The organism is Streptomyces cirratus (genome assembly GCF_014650775.1).
GTDB classification, from domain to species: domain Bacteria; phylum Actinomycetota; class Actinomycetes; order Streptomycetales; family Streptomycetaceae; genus Streptomyces; species Streptomyces cirratus.
Genome location: NZ_BMVP01000003.1, coordinates 108307 through 132697, shown reverse-complemented (window position 1 = coordinate 132697; position 24391 = coordinate 108307). Strand labels below are relative to the sequence as shown.

Annotated in this window: 27 protein-coding genes and 1 pseudogene; 14 read left to right on the top strand and 14 right to left on the bottom strand. The window is 71.0% G+C overall.

Features of this window, described 5'->3' with window-relative positions; all coding sequences use genetic code 11:
- Positions 1-38 precede the first annotated feature (38 nt).
- Positions 39-917, bottom strand: a complete 879-nt coding sequence (locus IE207_RS10200; protein WP_190183758.1) for an isocitrate lyase/PEP mutase family protein — start codon at positions 915-917, stop codon at positions 39-41.
- A 739-nt stretch (positions 918-1656) separates the two neighbouring features.
- Positions 1657-2162: pseudogene (locus tag IE207_RS10195) on the bottom strand (IS110 family transposase); the annotation flags it as partial.
- 224 nt (positions 2163-2386) lie between these two features.
- Between IE207_RS10195 and IE207_RS10190 the strand changes: the two are divergent.
- Positions 2387-2875 (top strand): carboxymuconolactone decarboxylase family protein, encoded by a 489-nt coding sequence (locus tag IE207_RS10190; protein WP_190183756.1) that lies wholly within the window; start codon positions 2387-2389, stop codon positions 2873-2875.
- Positions 2876-2883: 8 nt separating this feature from the next.
- Here the strand turns inward: IE207_RS10190 and IE207_RS10185 are convergent, their stop codons facing one another.
- The 3 genes from IE207_RS10185 to IE207_RS10175 all read right to left on the bottom strand — a co-directional run bounded on the left by IE207_RS10185 (position 2884) and on the right by IE207_RS10175 (position 4743).
- Positions 2884-3477: a DUF3159 domain-containing protein gene (locus tag IE207_RS10185; RefSeq protein WP_190183755.1), complete on the bottom strand. Its 594-nt coding sequence runs from the start codon at positions 3475-3477 to the stop codon at positions 2884-2886.
- 162 nt (positions 3478-3639) lie between these two features.
- Complete coding sequence (locus IE207_RS10180) at positions 3640-4023, bottom strand: thiol-disulfide oxidoreductase DCC family protein (protein ID WP_190183754.1); 384 nt, start codon at positions 4021-4023, stop codon at positions 3640-3642.
- 48 nt (positions 4024-4071) lie between these two features.
- Positions 4072-4743, bottom strand: a complete 672-nt coding sequence (locus IE207_RS10175; protein ID WP_190183753.1) for a TetR/AcrR family transcriptional regulator — start codon at positions 4741-4743, stop codon at positions 4072-4074.
- A 165-nt stretch (positions 4744-4908) separates the two neighbouring features.
- On the opposite strand from IE207_RS10175, the gene IE207_RS10170 reads away from it, so the two are divergent.
- Positions 4909-5940, top strand: coding sequence for a medium chain dehydrogenase/reductase family protein (locus IE207_RS10170; protein ID WP_190184197.1), 1032 nt, complete (start codon positions 4909-4911; stop codon positions 5938-5940).
- A 62-nt stretch (positions 5941-6002) separates the two neighbouring features.
- Here the strand turns inward: IE207_RS10170 and IE207_RS10165 are convergent, their stop codons facing one another.
- From IE207_RS10165 to IE207_RS10155, 3 genes are read right to left on the bottom strand one after another with little or no spacing between them, the layout of a single operon-like run.
- Positions 6003-6908, bottom strand: coding sequence for a hypothetical protein (locus tag IE207_RS10165; protein ID WP_190183752.1), 906 nt, complete (start codon positions 6906-6908; stop codon positions 6003-6005).
- Between the two features lie 29 nt (positions 6909-6937).
- Positions 6938-7807: a hypothetical protein gene (locus IE207_RS10160; RefSeq protein ID WP_190183751.1), complete on the bottom strand. Its 870-nt coding sequence runs from the start codon at positions 7805-7807 to the stop codon at positions 6938-6940.
- A gap of 22 nt (positions 7808-7829) precedes the next feature.
- Entirely contained in the window at positions 7830-8714 is an 885-nt protein-coding gene (locus tag IE207_RS10155; protein WP_190183750.1) for a hypothetical protein, read from the bottom strand.
- A gap of 270 nt (positions 8715-8984) precedes the next feature.
- Here IE207_RS10155 and IE207_RS10150 point away from each other — a divergent pair, with 270 nt between their 5' ends.
- Entirely contained in the window at positions 8985-9368 is a 384-nt protein-coding gene (locus IE207_RS10150; protein WP_229873591.1) for a YciI family protein, read from the top strand.
- A gap of 84 nt (positions 9369-9452) precedes the next feature.
- Here the strand turns inward: IE207_RS10150 and IE207_RS10145 are convergent, their stop codons facing one another.
- The gene (locus IE207_RS10145; RefSeq protein ID WP_190183749.1) at positions 9453-11123 is read right to left on the bottom strand and encodes an FAD-dependent oxidoreductase; all 1671 of its coding nucleotides are present in this window, start codon (positions 11121-11123) and stop codon (positions 9453-9455) included.
- Between the two features lie 193 nt (positions 11124-11316).
- Between IE207_RS10145 and IE207_RS10140 the strand changes: the two genes are divergently transcribed.
- Genes IE207_RS10140 through IE207_RS10110 form a run of 7 tightly spaced genes read left to right on the top strand, consistent with a single transcriptional unit; the run spans position 11317 to position 16600 of the window.
- Positions 11317-12474 carry a SchA/CurD-like domain-containing protein gene (locus tag IE207_RS10140; RefSeq protein ID WP_190183748.1) on the top strand — a complete coding sequence of 386 codons (1158 nt, stop codon included), beginning with the start codon at positions 11317-11319 and terminating at the stop codon, positions 12472-12474.
- A gap of 54 nt (positions 12475-12528) precedes the next feature.
- Positions 12529-12966 carry a cupin domain-containing protein gene (locus tag IE207_RS10135; RefSeq protein ID WP_190183747.1) on the top strand — a complete coding sequence of 146 codons (438 nt, stop codon included), beginning with the start codon at positions 12529-12531 and terminating at the stop codon, positions 12964-12966.
- A complete protein-coding gene (locus IE207_RS10130) occupies positions 12963-14219 on the top strand; it encodes a beta-ketoacyl-[acyl-carrier-protein] synthase family protein (protein WP_190183746.1) in 1257 nt (418 codons plus the stop codon). The genes IE207_RS10135 and IE207_RS10130 overlap by 4 nt, the downstream gene beginning before the upstream one ends.
- A gap of 8 nt (positions 14220-14227) precedes the next feature.
- Positions 14228-15478, top strand: coding sequence for a ketosynthase chain-length factor (locus IE207_RS10125; protein WP_190183745.1), 1251 nt, complete (start codon positions 14228-14230; stop codon positions 15476-15478).
- A gap of 33 nt (positions 15479-15511) precedes the next feature.
- Positions 15512-15769: an acyl carrier protein gene (locus IE207_RS10120; protein ID WP_190183744.1), complete on the top strand. Its 258-nt coding sequence runs from the start codon at positions 15512-15514 to the stop codon at positions 15767-15769.
- Position 15770: 1 nt separating this feature from the next.
- Positions 15771-16250, top strand: coding sequence for an SRPBCC family protein (locus IE207_RS10115; protein WP_190183743.1), 480 nt, complete (start codon positions 15771-15773; stop codon positions 16248-16250).
- Positions 16251-16267: 17 nt separating this feature from the next.
- Positions 16268-16600: a TcmI family type II polyketide cyclase gene (locus IE207_RS10110; RefSeq protein ID WP_190183742.1), complete on the top strand. Its 333-nt coding sequence runs from the start codon at positions 16268-16270 to the stop codon at positions 16598-16600.
- An 81-nt stretch (positions 16601-16681) separates the two neighbouring features.
- Here IE207_RS10110 and IE207_RS10105 read toward each other — a convergent pair whose 3' ends face one another.
- Positions 16682-17731, bottom strand: a complete 1050-nt coding sequence (locus tag IE207_RS10105; RefSeq protein WP_190183741.1) for a methyltransferase — start codon at positions 17729-17731, stop codon at positions 16682-16684.
- 40 nt (positions 17732-17771) lie between these two features.
- On the bottom strand, positions 17772-18830 hold the full coding sequence (locus IE207_RS10100; RefSeq protein ID WP_190183740.1) for a right-handed parallel beta-helix repeat-containing protein: 1059 nt from the start codon (positions 18828-18830) through the stop codon (positions 17772-17774).
- Between the two features lie 289 nt (positions 18831-19119).
- Here IE207_RS10100 and IE207_RS10095 point away from each other — a divergent pair, with 289 nt between their 5' ends.
- Together IE207_RS10095 and IE207_RS10090 are read left to right on the top strand one after the other, a co-directional pair.
- Positions 19120-20334: a M4 family metallopeptidase gene (locus IE207_RS10095; RefSeq protein WP_190183739.1), complete on the top strand. Its 1215-nt coding sequence runs from the start codon at positions 19120-19122 to the stop codon at positions 20332-20334.
- Entirely contained in the window at positions 20335-20637 is a 303-nt protein-coding gene (locus IE207_RS10090; RefSeq protein WP_190183738.1) for a protealysin inhibitor emfourin, read from the top strand.
- Positions 20638-20670: 33 nt separating this feature from the next.
- On the opposite strand, the gene IE207_RS10085 is transcribed toward IE207_RS10090, so the two are convergent.
- Positions 20671-21456 carry a polysaccharide deacetylase family protein gene (locus IE207_RS10085; protein ID WP_190183737.1) on the bottom strand — a complete coding sequence of 262 codons (786 nt, stop codon included), beginning with the start codon at positions 21454-21456 and terminating at the stop codon, positions 20671-20673.
- A gap of 294 nt (positions 21457-21750) precedes the next feature.
- On the opposite strand from IE207_RS10085, the gene IE207_RS10080 reads away from it, so the two are divergent.
- A complete protein-coding gene (locus IE207_RS10080) occupies positions 21751-22095 on the top strand; it encodes an FAD-dependent oxidoreductase (protein WP_229873587.1) in 345 nt (114 codons plus the stop codon).
- A 151-nt stretch (positions 22096-22246) separates the two neighbouring features.
- Here the strand turns inward: IE207_RS10080 and IE207_RS10075 are convergent, their stop codons facing one another.
- Both IE207_RS10075 and IE207_RS10070 read right to left on the bottom strand, forming a co-directional pair.
- Complete coding sequence (locus tag IE207_RS10075) at positions 22247-22468, bottom strand: helix-turn-helix domain-containing protein (protein WP_190183736.1); 222 nt, start codon at positions 22466-22468, stop codon at positions 22247-22249.
- On the bottom strand, positions 22468-22953 hold the full coding sequence (locus IE207_RS10070; protein ID WP_190183735.1) for a DUF2975 domain-containing protein: 486 nt from the start codon (positions 22951-22953) through the stop codon (positions 22468-22470). Before IE207_RS10070 ends, IE207_RS10075 begins: the two co-directional genes overlap by 1 nt.
- Positions 22954-23095: 142 nt before the next feature.
- On the opposite strand from IE207_RS10070, the gene IE207_RS10065 reads away from it, so the two are divergent.
- Complete coding sequence (locus tag IE207_RS10065; RefSeq protein ID WP_190183734.1) at positions 23096-24286, top strand: carboxylate-amine ligase; 1191 nt, start codon at positions 23096-23098, stop codon at positions 24284-24286.
- The last annotated feature ends 105 nt before the right edge of the window (positions 24287-24391 follow it).

Sequence of the window (24391 nt, the reverse complement as noted above, 5' to 3'; positions counted from 1 at the left end):
ACGGCGAGGCGGACGGCGGGGCCGCAACCGCGCTCACGTCACACGCTGACGTCCGTGCTGTCGCGCGCCGCCGGAACGGGGTGGTGGCGGGTGATGTTCGCGGCCAACAGCCTGGTGGACTCCGCGACGCCGATCGCCCCGCCGTCCTCGTCGCCGGGCAGGCGCCCGTCGGCCAGGCGGAGTTCGCTGAGCGCGGTGTCCATCGCCCGGTGCGCGGCGAACAGGCAGGGAGTGCTGTAGATCGCGACGTCGACGCCGAGCTCGTCCAGCTCGCTGAGCGAGAGCCGCGGGGACTTGCCGCCGGCGATCTGGTTGAACATCAGCGGCTTGTCGCCGACGACCCCGCGGATCCGCTCGATCCACTCGACACTGCGGACGCCGTCGACCAGGACGACGTCGGCGTCGGTGGCGGCCAGGGCCTGCGCCCGCACGATGATGTCGGCTTCCTCCGTCGCGTCGGTACGGGCGACGACCACGAGGTCCTTGCGCGTGGCGAGGACCATGTCGAGCTTCTCCAGGTACTCCGCCAGCGGCAGCACCTGCTTGCCGTCGGCGTGCCCGCAGCGCCGGGGGCGCTTCTGGTCCTCCAGGATGACGCCGGAGGCACCGATCCGCTCAAGGCCCCCCACGACGTGGCAGGCCACTTCCGCATCGACGTACCCGTCGTCGATGTCGACGAGGAGGTGGTGGCGGGGGAAGGCGCCGCGCAGCCGCTGGACGAAGCCCATCATGTCGGGCCACGCGATGAATCCGATGTCGGGCAGTCCGTAGTAGGAGGCCGCGAAGCCGAACCCGGAGACGAAGATCCCGTCGTAGTGCCCGGCCGCCACCGACGCCGAGTACATGTCGTACACGCCGATCAGAGGTGTGGTGCCGGGCTGGGCGATCTGGTGTCGCAGGGCGTTGCCGTAACTCATGGTCGGATTCCTCCCGGAAGGTGAGGCGTCGAAGGCCCGGGCAGCGACCCGCGGCGCTTTACCCAAAACTGATCATCCCGTGACGATCTCTCGAAGATGGCTCCTACGGTGCTCCGGTCACGCCAACGGCGTAGCCCGTTCACCGCAGACACCTCACGAAGCCAGGCGTCAAGTTGACGTTGTGCAGCAGGCTTGGGCCGTTCGAAGGGAGATGTGGACATGGCAAGATGTGAGGCATGACCATCCGAAAGGCCCGTGCCTCGTAAGCTCCCTGGCCGACTCCGATACGAGTCGTCTCATCACAGCCGACAGTCCCGGTCGCGGGGCGCGGCAGCGTCCTTCCGCGACACCGCGGCCTTCGCGCCAGGGACCGCATTCGGACAGGTGCGCAGTGATGCGCTGACCCCGGCGGAGCCGTATGAAGCCTGGGGTCCACTGGCCTCCTTGCTCTACGAACACCCGCCTGGCCGCCGAGAGCCTTTGTTCTATGTGAACTGCACACGGCTGATGCGGGCGAGCCCGTTCAGCCTCTGGGTGCGGCTTCGAGAGCTGCTTGTAGCAGGCTCATCCCCTCCGCTCCGAAATCGCCGATGCGTTCATTTGGCGTCCCCCAGCAAGGCGCACGTACCTTGACCTCGCCAAGGAGGCTCCTCAGGCCAGCTGATCACCGCCCTACGCAGCCTGCGGCGCCTGCTCCGCGGTGGTTGGAAAGGCCGCCTGTTCGTCGAATGGTTCACGATGCTTTCAGCCCGCGGGTATCGGCGAACCGGTTCCGGTCGTCGCCGAGCTCGGCCGGCACGCGGGCTCCGAGCTGGGTCCCGAGCCACGGGAGGCTCAGGATGATCTCCGCGTCCTCGTGTTGGAGGAAGGCCTCCTCTGCGGCCTGTCGAGGTCGTCCACGGCGGTGCAGGCAGCTTCCGGCTGGGCCAGGAGCGCAAGCATCTGCCGGCCCAGGGCCTTCTCCACCTGCGGCGGATGGTGAGCCCACTCGGCTCGAAGGATCTCCCGGCCGCTCGGTCTCGGCGCCACCTTGAGCAGGGCGAGGGCCGCCGGCCGGCACAGGCCGTTCTTCCAGTGCACGACGGCGGCCAGAGCGGCAGGGTAGTACTCACGGAGCAGGGAGCGGAGCCGGTTGCCGACCTGCCGGCGATTCCACGTGGTGTCCTGCTGGGCTCGGGCGAGGACGGCGACGGCGCGGGCTTGGTCGGAGTCGTCCGGCAGGGGCCGGTGGGCGTGGATGTCGGTGGGCGCGGATCCGGCCGACGGCGCGGCCATGGAGGCGCTGGTCACCGCCGAGGGTGGTCCGGGCAGCCGCTGACCGTGCTCGTTCTCGGGCGGGCTCGGGGAGATGTCGGCCGTGCCGGATCCGCGGAAGCTGCCCGAACAGCGGTTGTCACATCTCGTCGAGCCCGTTCGTCAGTGCTGTGAAGCCGCCGAACGGGCTGCTGCCGATGTGAAGGAGTGCAGTCATGACGAACACCTCGATCTCCCGGATGCCGAACCCGGGCGAGTTCGTGCCGGAGCTGAGCGACATCAGCGCCGCGCTCTTCCGGGCCACGGGCAACCGCTCGGTACCGCGCACCACGATGAGCCTCGTCCACCTGCGCGCCGGGCAGATCGTCCGCAACACCTACCTGACCATTCTGAACACGGCCTTCCTGCGCAAGGCGGGGGAGTCGCAGGAGCGCATCACGGCCGTTTCCTCGTGGCAGGACGCCCCCTACTTCACCGACGCCGAACGGGCCGCCCTGGCCCTGGTGGAGGCAACCCTCCAGCCCGCGCCCCACGGCGAGGAGCGCGTATCCGACGAGCTGTACGCAGAGGTGGCGAAGCACTACGACGAGAAGGCGCTGGCCACCCTGACCATCGCCATCGGGCAGATCAACTTCTTCATCGCCCTGGCCGTCATAGGCAAGCCCCAGCCCGTCACCTCCCTCGCGGACCAGCAGTGGGACTGACCTGACCCTCAAGACGGCCGGGCATTCGCGCGCACGCGCTCCGGATACCACGCGGTGAACTTCACCACCAGCACCAACAGGACGGCGGGGATGACCCAGTTGAACCAGTCCCCGTGTCTCCCCGCCGTCACTGCGACCAGGCCCGCGACCGCGATGAGCAAGAACACCCCACCCCACACGGCCGTCAGCACGCGGTTCGTCCGGCGGAACAGCGGTGAGTCCCAGTGCTCCCTCGGAACGGACTCGCGCGCGTACTGCTCGGTGAAGGGAGTGAACGCCAAGGACCCCAGTGCCACGGCCGCGATCACCGCGCTCGACAGCGTCTGGGCGTACGTCTCCAGCCAGATGAGGTCGTGCCGGTCGAGCACCAGCGCCAGAACCGAGATGACGGCGAAGAAGACGATCCCGGTGATCTCCAGCAGCTTGAGGCGGCCCCGCCGCAGATCGGGCAGGTTCAGCACCAGTGACGCGGCCAGCGCGGTGAGCGCCGCCAGTTTCCACGTACTGGGACCTGCGACCACATCGAAGATGATCCACGGGGCGAATCCCAGGAAGACGCCGCCGCGGCGGGGAGCCCCGCCGTCGCTACGGGGGTCAGCCATCGGGCCTCCATGACTCCGTACGCAGGCACGAACGCCCACGTGCCACGGCCTACGGGGCCGGGCGCCCCCCTCGCTACCATCCTGCGAGCGCCCGCGCCCCGGCGCATCTCCGGCCCACGGCGCGGGCGGCGTCCGGGCCGGCGCCTTGAGCATGCCGTGCCCTCACGCCGGTCGCCGGGGCGGCGTGGCACAGGCCGGTGTGCCGCCCGGCAGGCGCCCACGGTTGACCGCGATGATCCGGTAGGCGGCACGGGCGATCCAGCGCACGGGCGCCAGGGTGAGGACCGCCCCCAGGACCCCCCATGCCCCGCCGGCGCGCAGCAACAGCTTCGCCACCGCCTGGGCGCCGCCGTACACCTCACCGGCGGGAGTCACCCACAGCGCCTCGTACTCGGCCCGCTCCTGCGAGACACCCAGGGACTCCAGGTCCGCGAACTGCCACGCGGTGAACTCGCACGAGGGGTGCAGCAGCCGCTGCGCCGCTCTGGCCGAAGTCGTACAGAAGCCGCAGTCTCCGTCATAGACGAGCACGGGTCGCGTTCTCATGCCCCCATGGTGCCCCGTGTGGCGCAGGCCGGGTGGGACACCGGGTGGTCAGTGGCCGGTCAGGCTGCCCAGCTCGGACTCGAACAGCAGGGCGGGGTCCAGGCCCATGCCCGTGAAGTGGCCCGCCAACTCCAGTGAGAGCGCGCCGTGCAGGCGGGTCCAGAACGCCAGGGCCAGCCGAAGGTCCGGTGACGGGGCGTCCGGGTGGTCCCCGGCCCACTCCCGGCGACCGGCGAGGTGGTCTTCGAAGGCGCGGGCCTGAGGGGCCGGTTCGGGCCGCGGGCCGGCTGCGGCGCAGGCGTCGAGCAGGACGGACATCATTTCCGAGGCGATCGCGGTGATGTCCTGCGGCGCGTGATAGCCGGGGACCGGGGTGCCGTAGACGAGGAAGTAGCGGTGCGGGTCTTCCAGGGCCCAGCGGCGCAGCGCCCGCGCCAGGGCACCGAGATCAGGACCACCGCCCGCTCCGGCGACGTCGGCGAAGGCGTCGGCGAGGGAGCGGTACGCGTCCCGGATGAGTTCGGTGATCAGCTCGTCGCGGTTGGCGAAGTACCGGTACAGCGCCGGCCCGCTCATGCCCATCTGTTTGGCGATCGCATTCAGGGACAGCGCCGATGCGCCGGAGCCGGCGATCTGCTGCCAGGCCTTCTCCTTGACCTCTTCGCGCACTTGCTGCCGGTACCGCTCGCGAGGGGTCCTCGTGCTTGCGGACGTGCCCATGAGACCTCCCACTGTCCTGCCCGACCTCAGCGAGTTAGAGGTTATCACCATCGGCAAGGTCCCTAGCGATCGAACCATCCCTTCTCTTGACATCCTTGGTTCGCCCCCTCACTCTCGTTATAGCTTCTAACGAACGCGAGAAGAACAAACCAATCGGAGGTCATGATGGACACGGTCGAGCGGGTCGAGATCGTCCTGCCGGGCAAGGTGGAGCCGGAAGGGCTGGAACTGCACCGGGGCCCGGTCCCGAGGCCGGCCGCAGGCCAGGTGGTGGTCGCGATGGAGGCGACGGGAGTGTCCTTCGCCGAGCAGCAGATGCGCCGCGGCCGCTACTACGACCAGCCCCCGTTCCCCTTCGTCCCCGGATACGACCTGGTCGGCACCGTTCTGGCGGCAGGCGCAGGCGTCGACCCCGGCCTGCCGGGCAAGCGGGTGGCCGCCCTGACGAAGACCGGCGGCTGGGCGAGCCACATCGCGCTGGACGCCGCCGACGTGGTGGAGGTACCGCACGGCGTCGGCGCGGTGGAGGCGGAGACCGCGGTCGTCAACGGCATCACCGCCTGGCAGATGCTCCACCGCAAGGCCCGGGTGCGCGCAGGCCAGACCGTCCTGGTCCACGGCGCCAACGGGGGAGTGGGCTCGATTCTGGTCCAGTTGGCGCTCGCCGCGGGCGCCCGGGTGATCGGCACCGCCTCCACCCGCCACCACGACGCGCTGCGCACCCTCGGGGTGGTCCCCGTCGACTACCGCTCCGGCGACGTCGCCGCCCGGGTACGGGCACTCGCGCCCGGCGGCGTGGACGCGGTGTTCGACCACGTCGGCGGCGACGGCATCATCGGCTCCTGGCGGCTCCTGGCCCCCGGCGGCACCCTCGTCTCGTACGGCAGCGCCGCCACCCGTGACGACGAGGGCTCCGGTGCGTGGCCGGTGCTGAGGCTCCTGGGCCGGGTGTGGCTGTGGAACTGGCTGCCCAACGGCCGTCGCGCCTACTTCTTCAACGTGTGGGCCGGTCGCGCCTACGCCAAGAACCGGTTCCGGGCGCGCCTGCGCACCGACCTCACCCAGGTGTTCACGGCCCTGCAGCGCGGGGAGATCACCGCCAAGGTCGCCGCCGAGATCCCGCTGGCCCGAGCCGCCGAAGCCATGCGCCTGGCCGAATCCGGCACGGTCGCCGGGAAGGTCGTCCTCGTCCCCTGACCCGGCTGAAAGGGCGGAGTGCGCGACGCACTCCGCCCTTCACATCTGCTGCGCGGGAGCGCTCAGATCTTGTCGTAGGTGCCGCTGGCCCACAGGGCGCCGCCCTTGTCAGGGCCGCCGTCCGCCTTGTACACGACGAAGTTGCCGTCGTCCTGGAGGAGGGCATAGGCACCGGGGTTGCCGGCGGTGCCGGCGCGCCAGGCCAGGTTCTTCTGGTCGAACCAGTCGCGCAGGGTCATGTCGCCGTCGGCGCCCATGCGAAGTTCGATGGTGTAGTAAGCGACGCCGTTCGTGGCGCTGTTCCAGATGGCCTTGCCGTCGCTCTTGCGGTACATGACGAGGTTGTGGTCGCTCTGGAGGACGATCCACACGCTCTTGCTCTGGGCCCAGTCGCCGTCGAACCAGTAGCGGTACTCGTGCACCGTGTCGTTCGCGCACAGCTTGGTGGTCCGCTCCCGCCTCAGCGGCGTCCAGTGCAACCCCATCTGGCCTTCCTTGCGGCCTATGACCTTGAAGTTGCCGTTCGCCTCCAGTTTCGCCTGGGGCTTCATCTCGGTGTGGTCGCCGTAGGTCGCGGTGTGCCAGATGCCGCCGCCGGTCTGGGCGCTGCCGCCCTGGCGGTAGATGACGAAGTTGCCGTCGTCCTGCATGGTGGCGTACGCACCCGGGTTGCCGTAGGTCCCGCTGTTCCACAGCGGGAGCCTGTATCCGCCGGGGTTGCCGAGGGCGTACAGCACCAGGTTGCCGTCGGGCTGCATCACCAGCTCGGTCACCTGGGTCGGGTTGGTCAGCTTCTCGCCCGGAGCGAGCCGCTGTCCGGCGTTCAGGACGGTTTCGCGGACGTCGTAGGCGCTGTCGCACTCGGCCGGCCCGGAAGGGGCGGCATGTGCCGCGGCCGGGACCAGGCTGGTCAGGGCCGCGGCGGCGAGCAGGGATGTGAACGCGCTGCGGAGCAGGCGGTGACGCATGGGTTGATTCCCCCGTGGTGGTCGGTCGGTCAGATCTTGTTGTACGTACCGGAGTTCCAGAGGGCGCCGCCCTTGCCCGGGCCGCCGTCCTTCTTGTAGACGACGAAGTTGCCGTCGTCCTGGAGGAGGGCGTAGGCGCCGTCGTGGCCGGCCGTGCCGGTGCGCCAGCGGACCGTTCTGCTCTGCCCGTATTCGTGCAAGGTCAGGTCGCCGTTGTCCCCCATCTGCAGGGTCAGGGCGCTCCGGTTGCCGTACGTGCCGCTGCCCCAGATGGCCTTGCCATCGCTCTTGCGGTACATGACGAGGTTGTTGTCCTGCTGGAGGACCAGCCAGACGCCGGCGGACTCGGCCCAGAAGCCCCGGTCCCAGGACATGTCGGTCGAACACACCCTGACGTGCCGCTGGTTGGTGTTGGTCGACCAGTACCAGTCCTCGCTGCGGCCGCTCACGCTGAATTCGCCGTCGTCCCTGATCGAGGCCCTGATGTAGTCGTTGGCCCGGTTTCCGTAGGTCGCGGTGTTCCAGATGCCGCCGCCCGTCTGAGGGCCGCCGTCCTTCTTGTAGATGACGAAGTTGCCGTCGTCCTGCATGAGGGCGTACGCACCCGGGTTGCCGTACGTGCCGCTGTGCCACAGCGGGAGCTTGGTCCCGCCGTTGGCGACCGCGTACACGACGAGGTTCCCGTCGGGCTGCATGACCAGCTCGGGCTTGCCGGGCGTCGGGACCAGGCTCGCGCCCGATTCGAGGCGCTGGCCGGGCCGCAGGTCCTCGGAGCGCCCGCCCGCGCTGGTCATGCACTGGCCGGGATCGGCGGCCGACGCCACCGCCGGGACCAGGGCGGTCACGGCGGAGGCGGCGAGCAGCGATATGAGTGTTCCGCGGAGCACGTGGTGTCGCATGGGTGTTCCCCCCTGGGGTGTGTCAGATCTTGTCGTAGGTGCCGGTGGCCCAGAGGCCTCCGCCCTTGCCGGGGCCGCCGTCCTTCTTGTAGACGACGAAGTTGCCGTCGTCCTGGAGCAGGGCGTAAGCACCGTCGTTGTTCGACGTTCCCGTCCGCCAGCGGACCGTGCTGCGGCCCTCCTCGGCGAGGGTCAGGTCGCCGCGGTCCTTGGGGGCCATCTGCAGGGTCACCCGGTAGTTGCCCCCGTACGTGCCGCTGTACCAGATGGCCTTGCCGTCGCTCTTGCGGTACATGACGAGGTTGTTGTCCTGCTGGAGGACCAGCCAGACCGTGGCGGACTGGGCCCAGTTGCCCGTCCACCAGCCCTCCGCGGCCGTCGCGAACTCCGAGCAGAACCAGGCCTGGCGTTCCGAACTCCGAGTGGACCAGTGCACGTTGCTGCGGCCCTCGACGACGAAGGCGCCCCCGAGCAGGGAGGCTTTGACGGACCCGGTCCCGCTGCCGTAGGTCGCGGTGTGCCAGATGCCGCCGCCGGTCTGGGCGCCGCCGCCCTCGCGGTAGATGACGAAGTTGCCGTCGTCCTGCATGGTGGCGTACGCACCCGGGTTGCCGTAGGTACCGCTGTTCCACAGCGGGAGCCTGTATCCGCCGGGGTTGCCGAGGGCGTACAGCACCAGGTTGCCGTCGGGCTGCATCACCAGCTCGGTCGTGCTGACCTTGTCCGCCAGACGGGCCCCCGGCTCCAGACGCTGGCCGGGGTGTATCAGCGCGAGATCGCCGCTCTGCTGCCCGCGGCACTCGGCCGGGGCGGCGGCGGCCGGAGTGGCGGTAGCCGGGACCAGGGCGGTCATGGCACAGACGGCGAGCGCGGAGACCAACGCTCTGCGGAGCGTGCGGGCGTGCATGATCGGATTCCCCCCGAGGAACGCGTGTGCTTCGTCGACCGGACCGGTCGTACAAGCTCTCTTTTTACACCGCTGCACACCGAAGTGATCAATCGAATACCTGCCGTGGTGGCAGGGGGAGCCGCACGGGGACTTCGCTCGAAGCCGAAGTTCCATGGGCGCATCCGGCACATGAGCGCGCCGATGAGTTTCGCGGCGGCCGGCGGTCTACCTCTTCGCAAGCCCCGAAGCCATGGAGCCATCCCGGGAAGGGTGAGGAACGTGAAGTACATGATCCAGTTGAATGTGCCGGCCGCCGAGTGGGACGCCATCATGTCGTCGTTCTCCAAGGACGACATGGAGGCCATGTTCGCCCACATGAACGCGCTCAACAACGACCTGACGTCCGCCGGCGAGTGGGTGGAGGGGCGTGGCCTCGGCGGTCCCTCGATGGTCAAGACGGTGCGGGCCGCAAGCGACGGACAGCCGCAGGTGACCGACGGGCCGGCCCGGGCGGGACAGATCCTCGCCGGGTACTGGATCGTCGACGTCGACAGCGAGGAGCGGGCCCTGGAGATCGCCGCGAGGGCGTCGGCCTGCCCCGGACCGGGCGGGAAGCCCGGCAGCGACCCCGTCGAAGTGCACCGGATCCCCGAGGACCCGGCGCAGGCCTGAGCCGGCAGGCCGCGGCCGGGACGCGCCCTTCGCTCCCGGCCGCTGCCCACGTCGTGGCGGAGGCGGGGCCGGCCCCGCGAAGGGTCAGTCCGTGCGCAGGACCTCCGCCAAGGCCTGCCGCAGCGCCGCCTCCGGGTCCGCGGGCCGCCCCTCGGCCCGCCAGGCCACGAACCCGTCGGGGCGCACCAGGACCGCACCGTCGGGCGTGGTGCCGTGGACCTGTGCCCAGTCGGCGGGCCCGTCGCCGCCCGAGCCGCCCTGCACACCGTGGCCGTCGTACACCAGGTCGGCCCCGGAGCCGGCACCGATCCGGTAGGCCTCCAGCCGTACCCCGCCGGCGTCCGCGATGCGCCGCGCGGCCGCGTGCCAGCCCGCGCCGTCACCCTCGCCGCAGAGCAGCACCATCGAACGCTCGTAGAGGTCGAGCGTGGACACGCGCAGCTCGCCGCGCCGCAGCCACATGTGCGGGGCCCGGCTGCCCGGCTGCCCCGCCAGCCGCATCCCCTCGGGCACCACGTCCTGTTCCGGGTCGGCGCCGACGACGGCGCCCCGCGGGTAGCGGTAGGCCAGCACGACGTTCAGGATGCCGCCCTGCCGGCCGCCGCCCACCCCCGGCGGCGGGGCGAAGCCCGGGTGGGCGTGCTCCACGGAGCGCGCCGAGGCGCGGGCACTGGTCGCCAGCGCCACCGGCCGACGCTCCGCGTCGTAGGTCTCCAGCAGCCCGGGACCCGCCCAGCCGCCCAGCACGGCGGCCAGCTTCCACGCCAGGTTGTGGGCGTCCTGGATGCCGGTGTTGGAGCCGAACGCCCCGGTCGGCGACATCTCGTGCGCGGAGTCACCGGCGAGGAACACCCGCCCGGCGCCGTACCGGTCGGCGACCCGCTCCGCCGCGTGCCACGACGCCTTGCCGGTCACCTCCACGTCGAGGTCGGCGACACCGACGGCCCGGCGGATGTGCTCCTGGCAGCGTGCCTGGGTGAACTCCTCCAGGGTCTCGCCGTCCTCCGGGTGCCAGGGCGCGTGGAAGACCCAGTTCTCCTTGTTGTCGACGGGCAGGAGCGCGCCGTCGGCGTCCGGGGAGGTCAAGTAGCACACGATGAACCGCCGGTCGCCCACCACGTCGGCGAGCCGGCGCGACCGGAAGGTGATGCTCACGTTGTGGAAGAGGTCGCCGGGGCCGCTCTGCCCGATGCCCAGCCGCTCCCGGACGGGGCTGCGCGGGCCGTCCGCGGCGACGAGGTAATCGGCGCGGACGGTGTGGCGCCGCTCGCTGATCCGGTCACGCACGACGGCGGTGACGCCCTCCGCGTCCTCCTCGAACGACTCCAGCTCGTGCGAATACCACAGGTCCCCGCCCTGCTCCCGGGCGCTGTCGAGCAGCACGGGCTCCAGGTCGTTCTGGCTGCACAGGCACCAGGAGGTCGGGCTGAACTTCGCCAGGCCGCCCCCCGGGTCGATGTCCTTGAACAGCCACTCGCCCGCATCACCCACGAGGGTCGGCGTCTGCAGGATGCCGTGGTTGTCCGCCAGCAGTGACGCCGCGGTCTTGATGTCCGCCTCGATGCCGGCCACCCGGAACAGTTCCATCGTCCGGACGTTGTTACCGCGTCCGCGCGGGTGGATCGAGGTCCCCGCGTGCCGCTCGACCAGGGTGTGCCGTACCCCGTGGCGCCCCAGGAACAGGGACGTCGACAGGCCCACCAGGGAGCCGCCGACGATGAGGACCGGAACCCGGTGGTCGACTTCGTGCTGCATCGATGCCTCCAGAGGCAGGCGTTCGGGATGGGGCGCGGGAGTTCCGCGCTCTTGACAGCGGGTCCGCGGGCACGTCACCCGCGTGGTTCATGCGGGTCGCGCACTTCCCCGGACGGGCACAGGATCGAGACACGCTGACGTCGCGACACCGCGGCCGGCGTTCACCGCTGCTCTCGAAGGAGATGTGCGCAGGATGACCACCACGTCTGAACGTGTTTCAGAACCGCCGAAGCGACAGATGCCGAAACGTGTCTCCCAGTCCGTGTTCGACGGCTCCAGGCTCCGCGTCGTCCTGCTGGTGGATGTGTACGACGGTGCCCAACAGCAGTTCCTGGAGGCGTACGAACAACTCTGCACCCAGGTCTCGTCGGTTCCGGGGCACGTCAGTGACCAGCTGTGCCAGTCGATCGAAAATCCATCCCAATGGCTCATCACCAGCGAATGGGAGAGCGCCCCGCCCTTCCTCGCGTGGGTGAACAGCGAAGAGCACGTACGGATGGTTTCGCCGCTGCACGGCTGCGTCCGGGACACCAGGTCGCTGCGCTTCCACGTCGTACGGGAGACCGGCGGCCCGGCCGCCCAGACCACCGCCGACCAGCGCCGACTGCAGACTTCCCCCCGCATCGGCGACGGCGTCGTCCGCCACGCGCTCACCTTCACCGTCAAGCCGGGCAGCGAGCAGGCCGTCGCCGAGATCCTCGCCGGCTACGCCTCGCCCGAGCCGCAGGTCGACGACACGACCCGGCTGTGCCGCACCTCCCTGTTCATGTACGGCAACCGGGTGGTTCGGGCCGTGGAGGTCAAGGGCGACCTCCTCGCGGCGCTGCGCCACGTCGCCCGGCAGCCCGAGGTACGGGCCGTCGAGGAGGCCATCAACCCCTACCTGGAGCAGGACCGGGACCTGAACGACCCCGAGTCGGCCCGCGTCTTCTTCACCCGCGCGGCCCTGCCCGCCCTGCACCACGTCACCGCCGGGCTCGAACACCCCGAGGTGGAGCGGCACGCCCTGTACTACGAGGCCCGCCCGGACTGCGGCATGCGCCTGGCCGAGCTGCTCGCCCAGCACGACGAAGCGGCGGCCGACGACCCGCGCAGCCCGGTGCTGCGCAGCACGATCTTCCAGCGCGACGAGGTCGTGGTGCGTCTGGTCGACGTACGCGGCGACCTCGACGACGCCGACCCCGCGCAATGCCTGGGCCTGGCCGACCCCGCCGAGGCGGCCCGGTTGACCACCCTCTTCGACGGCGCCGCCGGGGCGGACCCGTCCGCTCTGCGCAGCGACGACTTCGCGCGCCTGCTGGAGCTCGCGCGCATGCAGCTCATCACCGACCGCCGGTCGCCGGAGGCCTGACCGGACCACGCGGCCCGCGGCCACACCCCGCCCGGCACACATCGGAGGAACGTCGTGATCACATCCCAGCCCCGAATCGTCGGACTCGGCGACGTCGAGCCCAACCGCCGGCGCGGCGGTGACCTGCGCGCCCTGCTCACCCCCGCCACCGTCGGCTCGACCAGCGGCTTCATGGGCGTGGCCATCGTGCAGCCCGGCGACCGCATCGCCGAGCACTACCACCCGTACTCCGAGGAGTTCGTGTACGTCGTCTGCGGGCGGCTGGAGGTCGACCTGGACGGTGAGCCGCACCCCCTGCGGCCCGAGCAGGGACTCATGATCCCCGCCCACGTGCGCCACCGGTTCCGCAACGTCGGCGACACCGAGGCCCGCATCGTCTTCCACCTGGGCCCGCTGGCCCCGACCCCGCCCCTCGGCCACGTCGACACCGAGGGCACCGACGCCGTCGCGGACGGCGCCCCTCCGGCCGACCTCTCCCAGGTCCGTTCATGACCCGGCGGGTGGCCGTCACGGGTCTCGGCATAGTCGCGCCCGGAGGCATCGGCGGGCCGGCGTTCTGGGACCTGCTCGCCGCCGGCCGTACCGCGACGCGCGGCATCACCTTCTTCGACCCGTCGGGCCTGCGCTCACGGATCGCCGCCGAGTGCGACTTCGACCCGGCGGCCCACGGGCTGGACCCGGAGCAGGTCGCCCGCGCCGACCGGTACATCCAGTTCGCGCTGGCCGCCGGCGACGAAGCGGTCCGTGACGCCGGCCTCGACCTCGCCGGGGAGGACCCCTGGCGGGTCGGGGTCTCCCTCGGCACCGCCGTCGGCGGCACCACCCGCCTGGAGCACGACTACGTACTGGTCAGCGAGGGCGGCCGGCGCTGGGACGTGGACCCGGGCCAGGCGCAGCCGCACCTGCACCGGGCGTTCTCGCCCAGCACGCTCGCCTCGACGGTCGCGGAGCGCTTCGGCGCCTGCGGCCCGGTCCAGACCGTCTCCACGGGCTGCACCTCCGGGCTCGACGCCGTCGGGTACGCCTTCCACACGGTCCAGGAGGGCCGGGCCGACGTCTGCATAGCAGGCGCGTCCGACTCCCCGATCTCACCCATCACCATGGCCTGCTTCGACGCCATCAAGGCCACGTCGCCCAACAACGACGACCCCGCCCACGCCTCCCGGCCGTTCGACAACGACCGCGACGGGTTCGTGATGGGCGAGGGCGGGGCGGTCCTGGTGCTGGAGGAGCTGGAACACGCCCGGGCCCGTGGCGCGCAGGTGTACTGCGAGGTCGGCGGGTACGCCACCTTCGGGAACGCCTACCACATGACCGGGCTGACGGGTGAGGGCCTGGAGATGGCCCGGGCCATCGAGAGCGCCCTCGACCACGCACGCCTGGACCGCTCGGCGATCGACTACGTCAACGCCCACGGCTCCGGCACCCGGCAGAACGACCGTCACGAGACCGCGGCCGTCAAACGGGCCCTGGGCCACCACGCCTACGCCACGCCCATGAGCTCCATCAAGTCCATGGTCGGGCACTCCCTCGGCGCGATCGGGGCGATCGAGCTGGTGGCCTGCGTCCTGGCCATGCGCCACCAGGTCGTACCGCCGACCGCGAACTACGAGACGCCGGACCCCGAGTGCGACCTGGACTACGTCCCCCGCGTCGCCCGCGAACGGAAGCTGGACGGCGTGCTGTCCGTGGGCAGCGGGTTCGGCGGCTTCCAATCCGCGGTGGTCCTGAACCGGAAGGGCTAGAGGACACGATGAGCGAACCCACCCCACGGCGTGCCGCCGTCACCGGAATCGGCGTGATCGCGCCCAACGGACTGAGCACGGACGCGTTCTGGAAGGCCACCCGGGAAGGCATCAGCGTCCTGGGCCGCATCACCCGCGAGGGCTGTGACCACCTGCCGCTGCGGGTGGCCGGCGAGGTGCGCGCCTTCGAACCGGCCACGGCGGTCGAGGAGCGCTTCCTCGTCCAGACCGACCGGTTCACGCACTTCGCCATGGCGGCGGCCGACTCCGCGCTGGAGGACGCCCGGCTCGGGCAGAGCGCCACCGACGAGGCGCCCTTCTCCGTGGGCGTGGTCACCGCCGCCGGCTCCGGCGGCGGTGAGTTCGGCCAGCGCGAGCTGCAGCAGCTGTGGGGCAAGGGCAGCCGGTTCGTCGGCCCGTACCAGTCCATCGCCTGGTTCTACGCCGCCAGTACCGGCCAGATCTCCATCCGGCGCGGCTTCAAGGGCCCCTGCTCGGTCGTGGCCGCCGACGAGGCGGGCGGCCTGGACGCCCTCGCGCACGCCGCGCGGGCGGTGCGGCGCGGCACCGACGTGATCGTGGCCGGCTCGACCGAGGCGCCCCTGGCCCCCTACTCGATGGTGTGCCAGCTCGGCTACCCGGAGCTGAGCACCGAAGGGGACCCCGACCGGGCCTACCGCCCCTTCACCTCCGCGGCCTGCGGCTTCGTACCCGCCGAGGGCGGCGCGATGCTCGTGGTGGAGGACGAGGACACCGCGCGGGAGCGTGGCGCCGCGGTGCGCGCCGTCGTCGCGGGACACGCCGCGACGTTCACCGGCGCCTCCTGCTGGGAGGCGTCCCGTGAAGGGCTCGCCCGGGCCATCGACGGAGCCCTGGCCGAAGCGGGCTGCGCCCCAGAAGAGGTCGATGTGGTCTTCGCCGACGCCCTCGGCGTCCCCGACGCCGACCGGGCCGAGGCGCTCGCCATCGCCGACGCGCTGGGACGGCACGGCAGGCGCGTGCCCGTCACGGCCCCCAAGACCGGCATCGGCCGCGGCTACTGCGCGGCGCCCGTGCTGGACGCCGCGGCCGCGGTGCTGGCCATGGAGTACGGCGTCATCCCGCCCACTCCCAACATCTTCGACATCTGCCATGACCTCGACCTCGTGACCACCCGCGCCCGCGCCGCCGAGCTGCGCACCGCGCTGGTCCTGAGCCGGGGACTCATGGGGTCGAACTCGGCGCTCGTGCTCCGGCGCGGCGCCACGGGTGCCCCGTAGCGGGGCACCACGGAACACAAGGAGAGGAATCCCATGAGTGACCGCATCACCGTGGAAGAACTGGCCGAACTCATGAAGAAGGCCGCCGGCGTCACGGTAGACCCCGCCGAACTCGAACAGCGCAGCGACTCCGGCTTCGACACCTTCGGCCTCGACTCGCTCGGGCTGCTCGGCATCGTCGGCGAACTGGAGAACCGGCACGGTACGCCGATGCCCACCGATGCCGAGCGCTGCAAGACGCCCCGGCAGTTCCTCGACCTGGTCAACAGCTCTCTCGTGGCAGGAGCGTGACGTGGCGGGCCACACGCAGAACGAGATCACCATCGCCGCGCCCGTCGACCTGGTCTGGGACATGACCAACGACGTGGCGAACTGGCCGCAGCTGTTCAGCGAGTACGCGTCCGCCGAGATCCTCTCTGTCGAGGGGAACAAGACGACGTTCCGGCTGACCATGCACCCGGACGAGAACGGCACCGTGTGGAGCTGGGTGTCCGAGCGCGAGACCGACCGCGACCGGCTCAGCGTCACCGCCCGCCGCGTCGAGACCGGCCCCTTCGCCCACATGAACATCCGGTGGCAATACCACGAGGAGCCCGGTGGCACCCGGATGGTGTGGACGCAGGACTTCGCCATGAAGCCGGAGGCGCCCGTCGACGACGACTGGATGACGGACAACATCAACCGGAACTCCAAGACCCAGATGGCCCTGATCCGAGAGCGCATCGAGCAGGCCGCCGCCGAGCGCCGGCCGGCACCGGTGCTCACCGACTGAGCCGGACGGAGAACCCGATGCACCAGTCCCTCATCGTCGCCCGCATGGCACCCGGGTCGGCCCCCGGCATCGCGGAGGTCTTCGAGTCCTCGGACCGCGGGGAGCTGCCGCACCTCGTGGGGGTCGCCCGGCGCAGCCTCTTCCAGTTCGGTGACGTGTACCTGCACCTCATCGAGTCCGAGCGGGACCCCGGCCCGGCCATCGCCAAGGTGACCGGGCACCCGGAGTTCGTCGACGTCAGCCGGCGGCTGTCCGCGTACGTCACCGCGTACGACCCCGACACCTGGCGCTCGCCGAAGGACGCCATGGCGCACTGCTTCTACCGCTGGGAGCGCGACTCCCGGCCGTGAAGCACGCCACTGCGACGCCGGTCGCCGGGCCCGCACCTTCGCGGACCCGGCGACCGGCGTCGTACGGACGACCGCCCGGGCTCAGCCGGCCACCGTGCAGTCGAAGGCGTGCAGGTACGGGTTGACCGGGCGGATGTCGTTCACGGCCAGCCCCGCCTCGGTGAGCCTGCCGACCATGCTCTCGGTCGTGTGCTTCGCCCCTCCGACGTTGAGCAGCAGCAGCAGGTCCATGCCGGTGCTGAACTGCATGGACGGGGTGTCGTCCACGAGGTTCTCGATCACCACGACCCTCGCCCGGGGGCCGCCGGCCGCGATGACGTTGCGCAGGGTGCGGGCGGTGCTGACGTCGTCCCACTCCAGGATGTTCTTGATGATGTACACGTCGGCCTGCACCGGGATGTCCGCCCGGCAGTCCCCGGGCACGATGCGCACCCGGTCGGCCAGCGACCCTCCCGGCCGCAGGCGCGGATCGGCGTTCTCCACCACGCGCGGCAGGTCGAGCAGGGTGCCCCGCATCGCCGGGTACTTCTCCAGCAGGCTCGCCACCACGTATCCCTGGCCACCGCCGATGTCGGCGACCGACGTGGCCCCCGACAGGTCCAGGAACTCCGCCACGTCCTGCGCCGACTGCCTGCTGGAGGTGGTCATGGCCCGGTTGAAGACGTCGGCCGATTCGGGGGCGTCCTCGTTCAGGTACGTGAAGAACTCCTTGCCGAAGAGCTCCTCGACGACGTTGTGGTTGGTGCGCACCGCCTCGTCCAGCCTCGGCCAGGCGGCCCAGGTCCAGGGCTCGGTGCACCACAGGGCAATGGCGCGCAGGCTGTGCGGGTCGTCCTCGCGCAGCAGCCGGGAGGTGCCGGTGTGCGCGAACGTCCCGTCCGGCTCCTCGGCGAAGACCCCGTAGCAGGACAGGGCCCGCAGCAGCCGCCGCAGCGGCTTGGGCTCGGTCTTCACGGCGGCGGCGAGGTCCGCCACGCTCATCGGGCTGTCTCCGAGCGCGTCGGGCACGCCGAGCCGGACGGCAGCGCGGAGGGCGGCGGTGCACGCCGCCCCGAAGACGAGCTCGCGCAGCCGCATGGACGGCGGGGGCGCCGGCCTCGTGGCCGGGTCGGTGGTGCGTGCGGTCGTCATGCCGCCCTTCCCTTCTCGTTCGTGCCGGACGGGCGGGGGGTCAGCACAGTCCCGTGGGCTTCGAGGCCCCGCAGGTGTTGCTCTTGAAGACGTTGTCCCGGCCGACGTTGGAGTCGACGAGGTCGGCGGGGGCGTTGCCCCGCATGGTGTTGTCGGTGATCTTGTTCCGCTCGTTCTTGGCGCCCACGAAGCTCTTGAAGAGGACGATGCCGCCGGACATCGGGGACGAGCCCTTGTTGTCCGTGACCTCGTTACCGGTCACCTCGGTCTCCTCGACGCCGGTCAGCACGATCCCGGAGCCCTGGAGGAACGGCAGCCTGGCGGTCTTCGGGCAGAACTTGTTGTTCGCCACCACCCGGTTGTCGTGCACGGCCAGGTGGCCGCCGTGCGGGGAGTTCTCGTCGCCCACGACGACGACGCCGACGCAGTTCGCGGTGATGTCGTTGTGTCCGACGCTGAGGTTGCGCAGGCGGCGCACGGTGACGCCATTGCGGTTGTCCCGGAAGCGGTTGTGCTCCACCACCGTCCCCCCGGTGTCGGTGGCCCCTGCCTCGGTGGCGACGGTGTTGGCGAGGAACAGGCCCGCGTCGCCGTTGCCGCGTGCGGTGTTGCCCTTGAACACTCCGCGCGTGGACCGCTCCTGGCCGATGCCCCACTGCCCGTTCTTCTCGGCGGTGACGTTCCGTACGGTCAGGCGGTCGGTCCGGGAGGCCCAGAGCCCGTTCTTGGCGAAGCCGGACAGGGTGAGCGAGGCGATGGTGGTGTGCTCGACGGGCCGGCCGTCCGCGCCCTCGACGCAGATGCCGTTGCCGGCCTGGGCACAGGCGTCGGCGGCTTTCCCGGCGGCCGGAGTGAGGACGGTACGGGGGCCCGCGCCGCGCAAGGTGAGCCCGGAGGTGGTCACCCGTACGCTCTCGTGGTACGTGCCCGCGGCCAGCAGGACGATGTCGCCCGGTCGCGCCGCGTCCACCGCCCGCTGGACCGATTCCCCGGGCCGTACGACGTGGACCATCGGTCCCGCGGCGGCCGGCGTGGCGCCGAGCCCCGTAGCGCAGAGCACCGCGGCGCCCGCGCAGTATAGAATATGACGCTTTTTCATATTCGTACGTTATGACCTGACGTACCGGCCAGGGCCGGGATGGGCCATCCGGTGGCGTGTCATCCGCTGCCGGTGCGCCGCCGTCGCGGCGCAGGACGACCACCGCCGGGCCCCGCGGGCGCCCTGCCGTGCGTTTGCCAGGCACTACGGGCGGCCGGAAACTGGTGGTATCAGCGTGGCACCGCCTCCGGAACGCGGCTCGTCTTCGCCAACGCTTCTCCCACTGCTGCCGCATCCGCCGCACGGCCGCGCATGCTCGACCATCGGTCCTCTCTCCAGGAGGTGTCCTATGAGCAGGACCTCCCGACTCAACTGCATCATCCCCCCGTACCTCCTCAAGAAGCTCCTCAAGAGCGACGACAGCGAGGTGCGCCAGGCCGCCTTGGACACCATGCTGACCACGGCTCGCCTGCGGGGTGAACGAGCGGTCCGGGCGTCCTTCGCCGGCATGGCCGCCCCCGGTAACGGCCGGCGCACCGTCTTCGACTGCCAGCAGGGAAGCTTCCTCCCGTCCGCTGCCCTGGTCAGGACGGAGGACGGACCCGCGTCCGTCGACGAGTCCGTCAACCGGGCGTTCGAGGGATTCGGCCTGACGCGTGACTTCTACCAGGAGGTGTTCCAGCGCAATTCGATCGACGACCGGGGGATGCGCCTGGACGGATACGTCCACTTCGGTATGAAGTTCAACAACGCGTTCTGGGACGGTCAGCAGATGGTCTTCGGCGACGGGGACGGGAAGATGTTCGGCGACCTCACCGGCTCCCGCGACGTGATCGCCCACGAATTGACGCACGGAGTCACCGAGCACACCGCGGCACTCGAGTACCACAACCAGTCAGGGGCCCTGAACGAGTCGATGTCGGACGTGTTCGGGTCGCTGGTCAAGCAGTGGTCGCTCAAGCAGAAGGCCGACGAGGCGGACTGGCTGATCGGGGCCGACGTGTGGACCCCGGGAATAGACGCCGACGCCCTGCGCTCGATGCGGGCTCCCGGGCACGCTTACGACAACGACCTGTTCGGGAAGGACCCCCAGCCCGACCGCATGAGCAAATTCATCCACCTCCCCGACACCGAGGAAGGCGATTCCGGCGGGGTGCACCTCAACTCCGGCATTCCGAACAAGGCGTTCTACCTGACGGCCGTGGGCATCGGCGGATTCGCCTGGGAGGTCGCCGGACGCATCTGGTACGAATCGCTCAAAGTGTCCGGCAAGGAGGCCACGTTCCAGGACTTCGCGGACACCACCTTCCAGAAGGCCGGAGAACTGTTCGGCGCCGGCAGCGCCGAGCAGTCGACCGTGCTGGCGGCGTGGCAGGAAGTGGAGATCCAGATCACCGGCGTCCCGGCCGGGATCGCCCGGGCGCGGAGCCTCGCGGCAGCCAACGGCAGCGCCGGCGCGGGCCGCCAGGACGGCCTGGCAGCCCTGACCACGCAGGTCGCGGAACTGGGCGCCCAGATGACGGCGCTGGCCAGGGAAGTGGCCGCCATGAAGAGAAGCAGGTAAATGAGGGTGAGTCTGGCGACGCACGGCGGGCTGGCGGCGGCGAGCAACCTCCGCCGTCCGCCCGAGGTGCTGGACACGGACACCCTGCCCGAAGACGACGCCGCGGAGCTGGCCCGGCTGGTGGCGGCGGCCGTCGCGACGCCCGAGGTGGAGCGGTCCGGCCGCGCCAGGGATGCGATGAGCTACACGATCACGGTGGAGGACGGGGGCCGTACGACGGTCCTGAGGCAGTCGGACGCCGCCATGACCCCCGCCTTCGCGGCCTTGCTCACTCGCCTTCGCGAACACTTCGAACAGCAGTGACGTGGGGCGGGTGGGCCCGGTGCGGGGAGGCCGCTACGGGGTGGTGCGGGCCGGGAAGGTGAAGGTGTAGCCCCGCGCGGCCAGCCACGGCAGGTACTCCTCCAGCGCCGCGACGGTCTCGCTGCGGTCGCCTCCCCCGTCGTGGAAGAGGACGGTCGGCTGCTGCGGCAGCTTGCCCTCGACGGCGGCGACGATGGCCGGCAGGCCCGGACGGCTCCAATCCTTGGGGTCCACGCTCCAGCCCAGCGGACGCATCCCGCTCGCGGCGGCGATCGCCCGGCTGTCGGGGGTGAAGGCACCGCCCGGCGCCCGGTAGTAGTTGACGGCGACGCCCGGTACGGCCCTCTCGATCATGGCCTTGCCGTCAAGTATCTGGCGGCGCTGGTAGTCCACGGGCTTGTGGTCCATCGTCACGTCGTGGTCGACGGAGTGGTCGCACAGCTGGTGCCCGTCCGCGGCGACCGTGCGCACCAGTGCCGGGTACTTCTGCGCCTGGGTCCCGATCATGCAGAAGGTGGCCTTGACGTGGTTCTCGCGCAGCACCTGGAGCACCTTCGGGGTCCAGCGGGGGTCCGGGCCGTCATCGATGGTGATGGCGATGTCATGGCCCGGGCCCTGGGCCAGCCGGGAGATCTCCAGCGGGATCCGTGAGGCGCCCCGGGCCGGCTCCTCGGGGTGCGCGCCGTGGTGCCGGCCGGCGGAACCGTCCGAGACGGCCACGGCCGGTGGGACCGCCGTCGCCAGGAGACCGAGGACGGCCGCGGCCACCGCCGAACCCGCCCGCCGACGACGACGTACGGAACTGCTGGTGGTGCCCATGGACGCGCCCTTCCTTTGCGCTCGGCCCCCGCCCTGACAACGCTTCCGATCCAGGCTAGGTCATCCCTTCCCGCCCTTTCCCGCCCCTTCCTCCTCCGCCCGGCCTCCGGAGCCGCCCGCCCGGGCCTCGGGCACGGCCCGGGTACGGGCGGACGGCCACGGCGCGCGACCGAAGGTGAGATGCGTCACGACCGGCGGTGAGCCCCCGCCCGGCCCTCTTGCGGCGGCCGACTCCTCAGCGGCTCACCGCGGTCTCCCGCTCATGCGCGTCGGCTTCTCGGGGTCGCGCACGGAGTGGATGCCGGTGATGCCGCCGTCGCCGCGACGCCCCTCGCGTCGATGCTGCGGGACGGGATCACCGCAGGGGTCGGCACCGTCGACAGGATCGGCGACGGCAGCGACCTCGGCTTCGGCTACGCGTTCCTCGCCGTGGGCAGCACGGTCGAGCCGATCCCGGGCGCGGTCGCCGTGGGCACCTGGGAGGGCGCTGAGCAGGCCCGGGTGGCACTGGCCGCGCTCGATCCGGACCGTACCGTCACGGTGATCGGCGGTGGTGCGACGGGCATCGAGACGGCCGCCGAGGTGGCGCGGGCGCGCCCGCGGACCTCCGGGTGTGGATCGTCGGGCCGGCGGTGGTAGACGGCTTCTCCCACCGCGCGTTCGAGCGCGTTCGCCGGGGACCGGAGCGGCTGGGGCCGACATCGTGGACGACGCCGTCACGGGTGTCGTCGGCCGCGCCGTCCGTCTGTGCTCCGGAGCGGGCCGACCAACCGGCCCACCCGTGTGAACGTCACCCGCCTGCGGTGTCCTCGGTCTCCCAGCGCAGCAAGTCGCCCGGCTGGCATTCGAGTACCTCGCAGAGCGCGGCGAGCGTCGCGAAGCGCACCGCCTTGGCGCGGCCGTTCTTGAGTACCGCCAGGTTGGCGGGCGTGATCCCCACGCGGTCCGCGAGGTCGCCCACGGACATCTTCCGCCGGGCCAGCATCACGTCGATGTCGACGACGATCGGCATCAGATCACCTCGTCCAACTCGGCCTGCATCCGGGCCGCTTCGACGTCGCGGGCGACGGCCTGGGCGAGCAGCATGCGCAGCACGAGCACGATGAGCGCGACCCCCAGGATGGCCAGGCCGATCCCGCCCATGATGAGGGTGACGCCCGGGTCCTCCCGCTGACCCGGAGCGTTGAGGGCCGTGACCGTGAACCACAGGAGGGCAACCGCGACGATCGCACCGATCACGCCGTCCACGTACCGGAAGGCGGCGTGCGAGAAGACGGTTCCGCGTCGCACCATCGTCACCAGCCGCCATACGCACACCAGGGCGACCTGGGCCGACGCCATGCCCAGGATCACGATCAAGCGCAGCGGGGTCAGCGGGAGCGTCCCGTCCTCAGGGTCGCCGGCCAACGCCCACACCATCGACGCCTGTACGAACACGGTTCCCGTGATCACCACCGCGAGTACGGCGCGAAGCGCACCCACTGCCGCATTTCCCATGATCCATCCTTCCATCGACTTGCGATGGAAATCTATCGAATATCGATAGGTGAAGCAAGGGCTCGTCTGCCGGATCAAGCCGGGCCGGCGCGAGACCCGTGCCGAAGGCGACACGGTGGGCAGAGCGGGTGATGCTGGACGCATGAACGCCAGCGATGCCGAGGCCCTGCCTGACGAGCAGGCCGATCCGTCGGTGCCGACGGTGGGGGTGGAAGAGGAGTTCTTCGTCGTCGGGGCCGGCTCGCGGACCGTGGAGCCGGCCGCGGGACGGGTCGTGGCACGCGCCGCCACAACGATGGGCGACGACGTCTCCGGTGAGTTCACCGATTTTCAGATCGAGACCAGGACGCCACCCTGCACGTCGGTACCGCGGCTGCACCAGGAGCTGCTGCGCCTGCGCTCCGGCATCGCTCGGGCGGCCGCGGCAGAAGGCCTCGAGGTGTGCCCTTCGGGCACACCGGTGCTGCGCCCGCCCGGGTCGACGCCGCACATCGGCACCCATCCCCGCTACCAAGCCGGCGTCGACTTGTTCAGGTCGATGATGGACGACTACGTCATCAACGCCCTCCACATCCACGCCCACCTGCCCGACCGGGACCTGGCCGTGCAGGTCTCCAACCACCTGCGGCCCTGGCTGCCGCTGCTGGTGGAGATGAGCGCGAACTCGCCCTTCTGCGACGGCCGCGACACCGGCTACGCGAGTTGGCGCTCGGTCATCCGGCTTCGCTTTCCCGCCCTCGGACCCCCGCCTTACGCGAAGTCGTTCGAGGACTACAGCCGACACGCCGCCGCCATGGCGGAGGCCGGCGGAATGTCGTTCGCGGATCTGCCGTTCTGGGACATCCGCCCCCACCCGCACTTGCCCACCCTGGAAGTGCGCTGCATGGACGTCCCCGCGGACCCCGCGGACTCCGCGGCTCTGGCCGCGATCACAAGGGCGCTGGTGGTCACCTCCGCCCACACGGTGAGTCGCGGTGAGGCGGCCCCGCACCCGTCGGCCGAGCTGCTGCGCTGCGCCTACTGGCATGCCACGCGTGACGGCTGGAGCGGCCACGGCCCCGACGCCCTGACCGGGCAGATCCTGCCCGCCCCGGCGCGCGGCGCCCGGCTGCTGGAACACATCCGCCCCGCGCTGGAGGAACACGGCGACACCGGGACGGTCGCGGCGTTTCTGCGGCGGCTCGCGGACCGCGGGTCGGGGGCGCACCGCCAGCGCGCCGCCTCCCGCTCGCCGGGCGGCCTGGCCGCGGTCGTGGACGACCTGACCGTGCCGCACCCGGAGCCCGGGCAAGGAGGGGAGGCCGACCGGGTGGCGAAACCGGATTTCATGTGACCGGCGCGTGTGCGACGGCGCGAGGTCCCCGTCCGTGTCAGCCTGGGATCCCCGCGACATGCCACCACTGGTGTCCGCACAACCGGCCGAGGCCGAGCTGTGCCC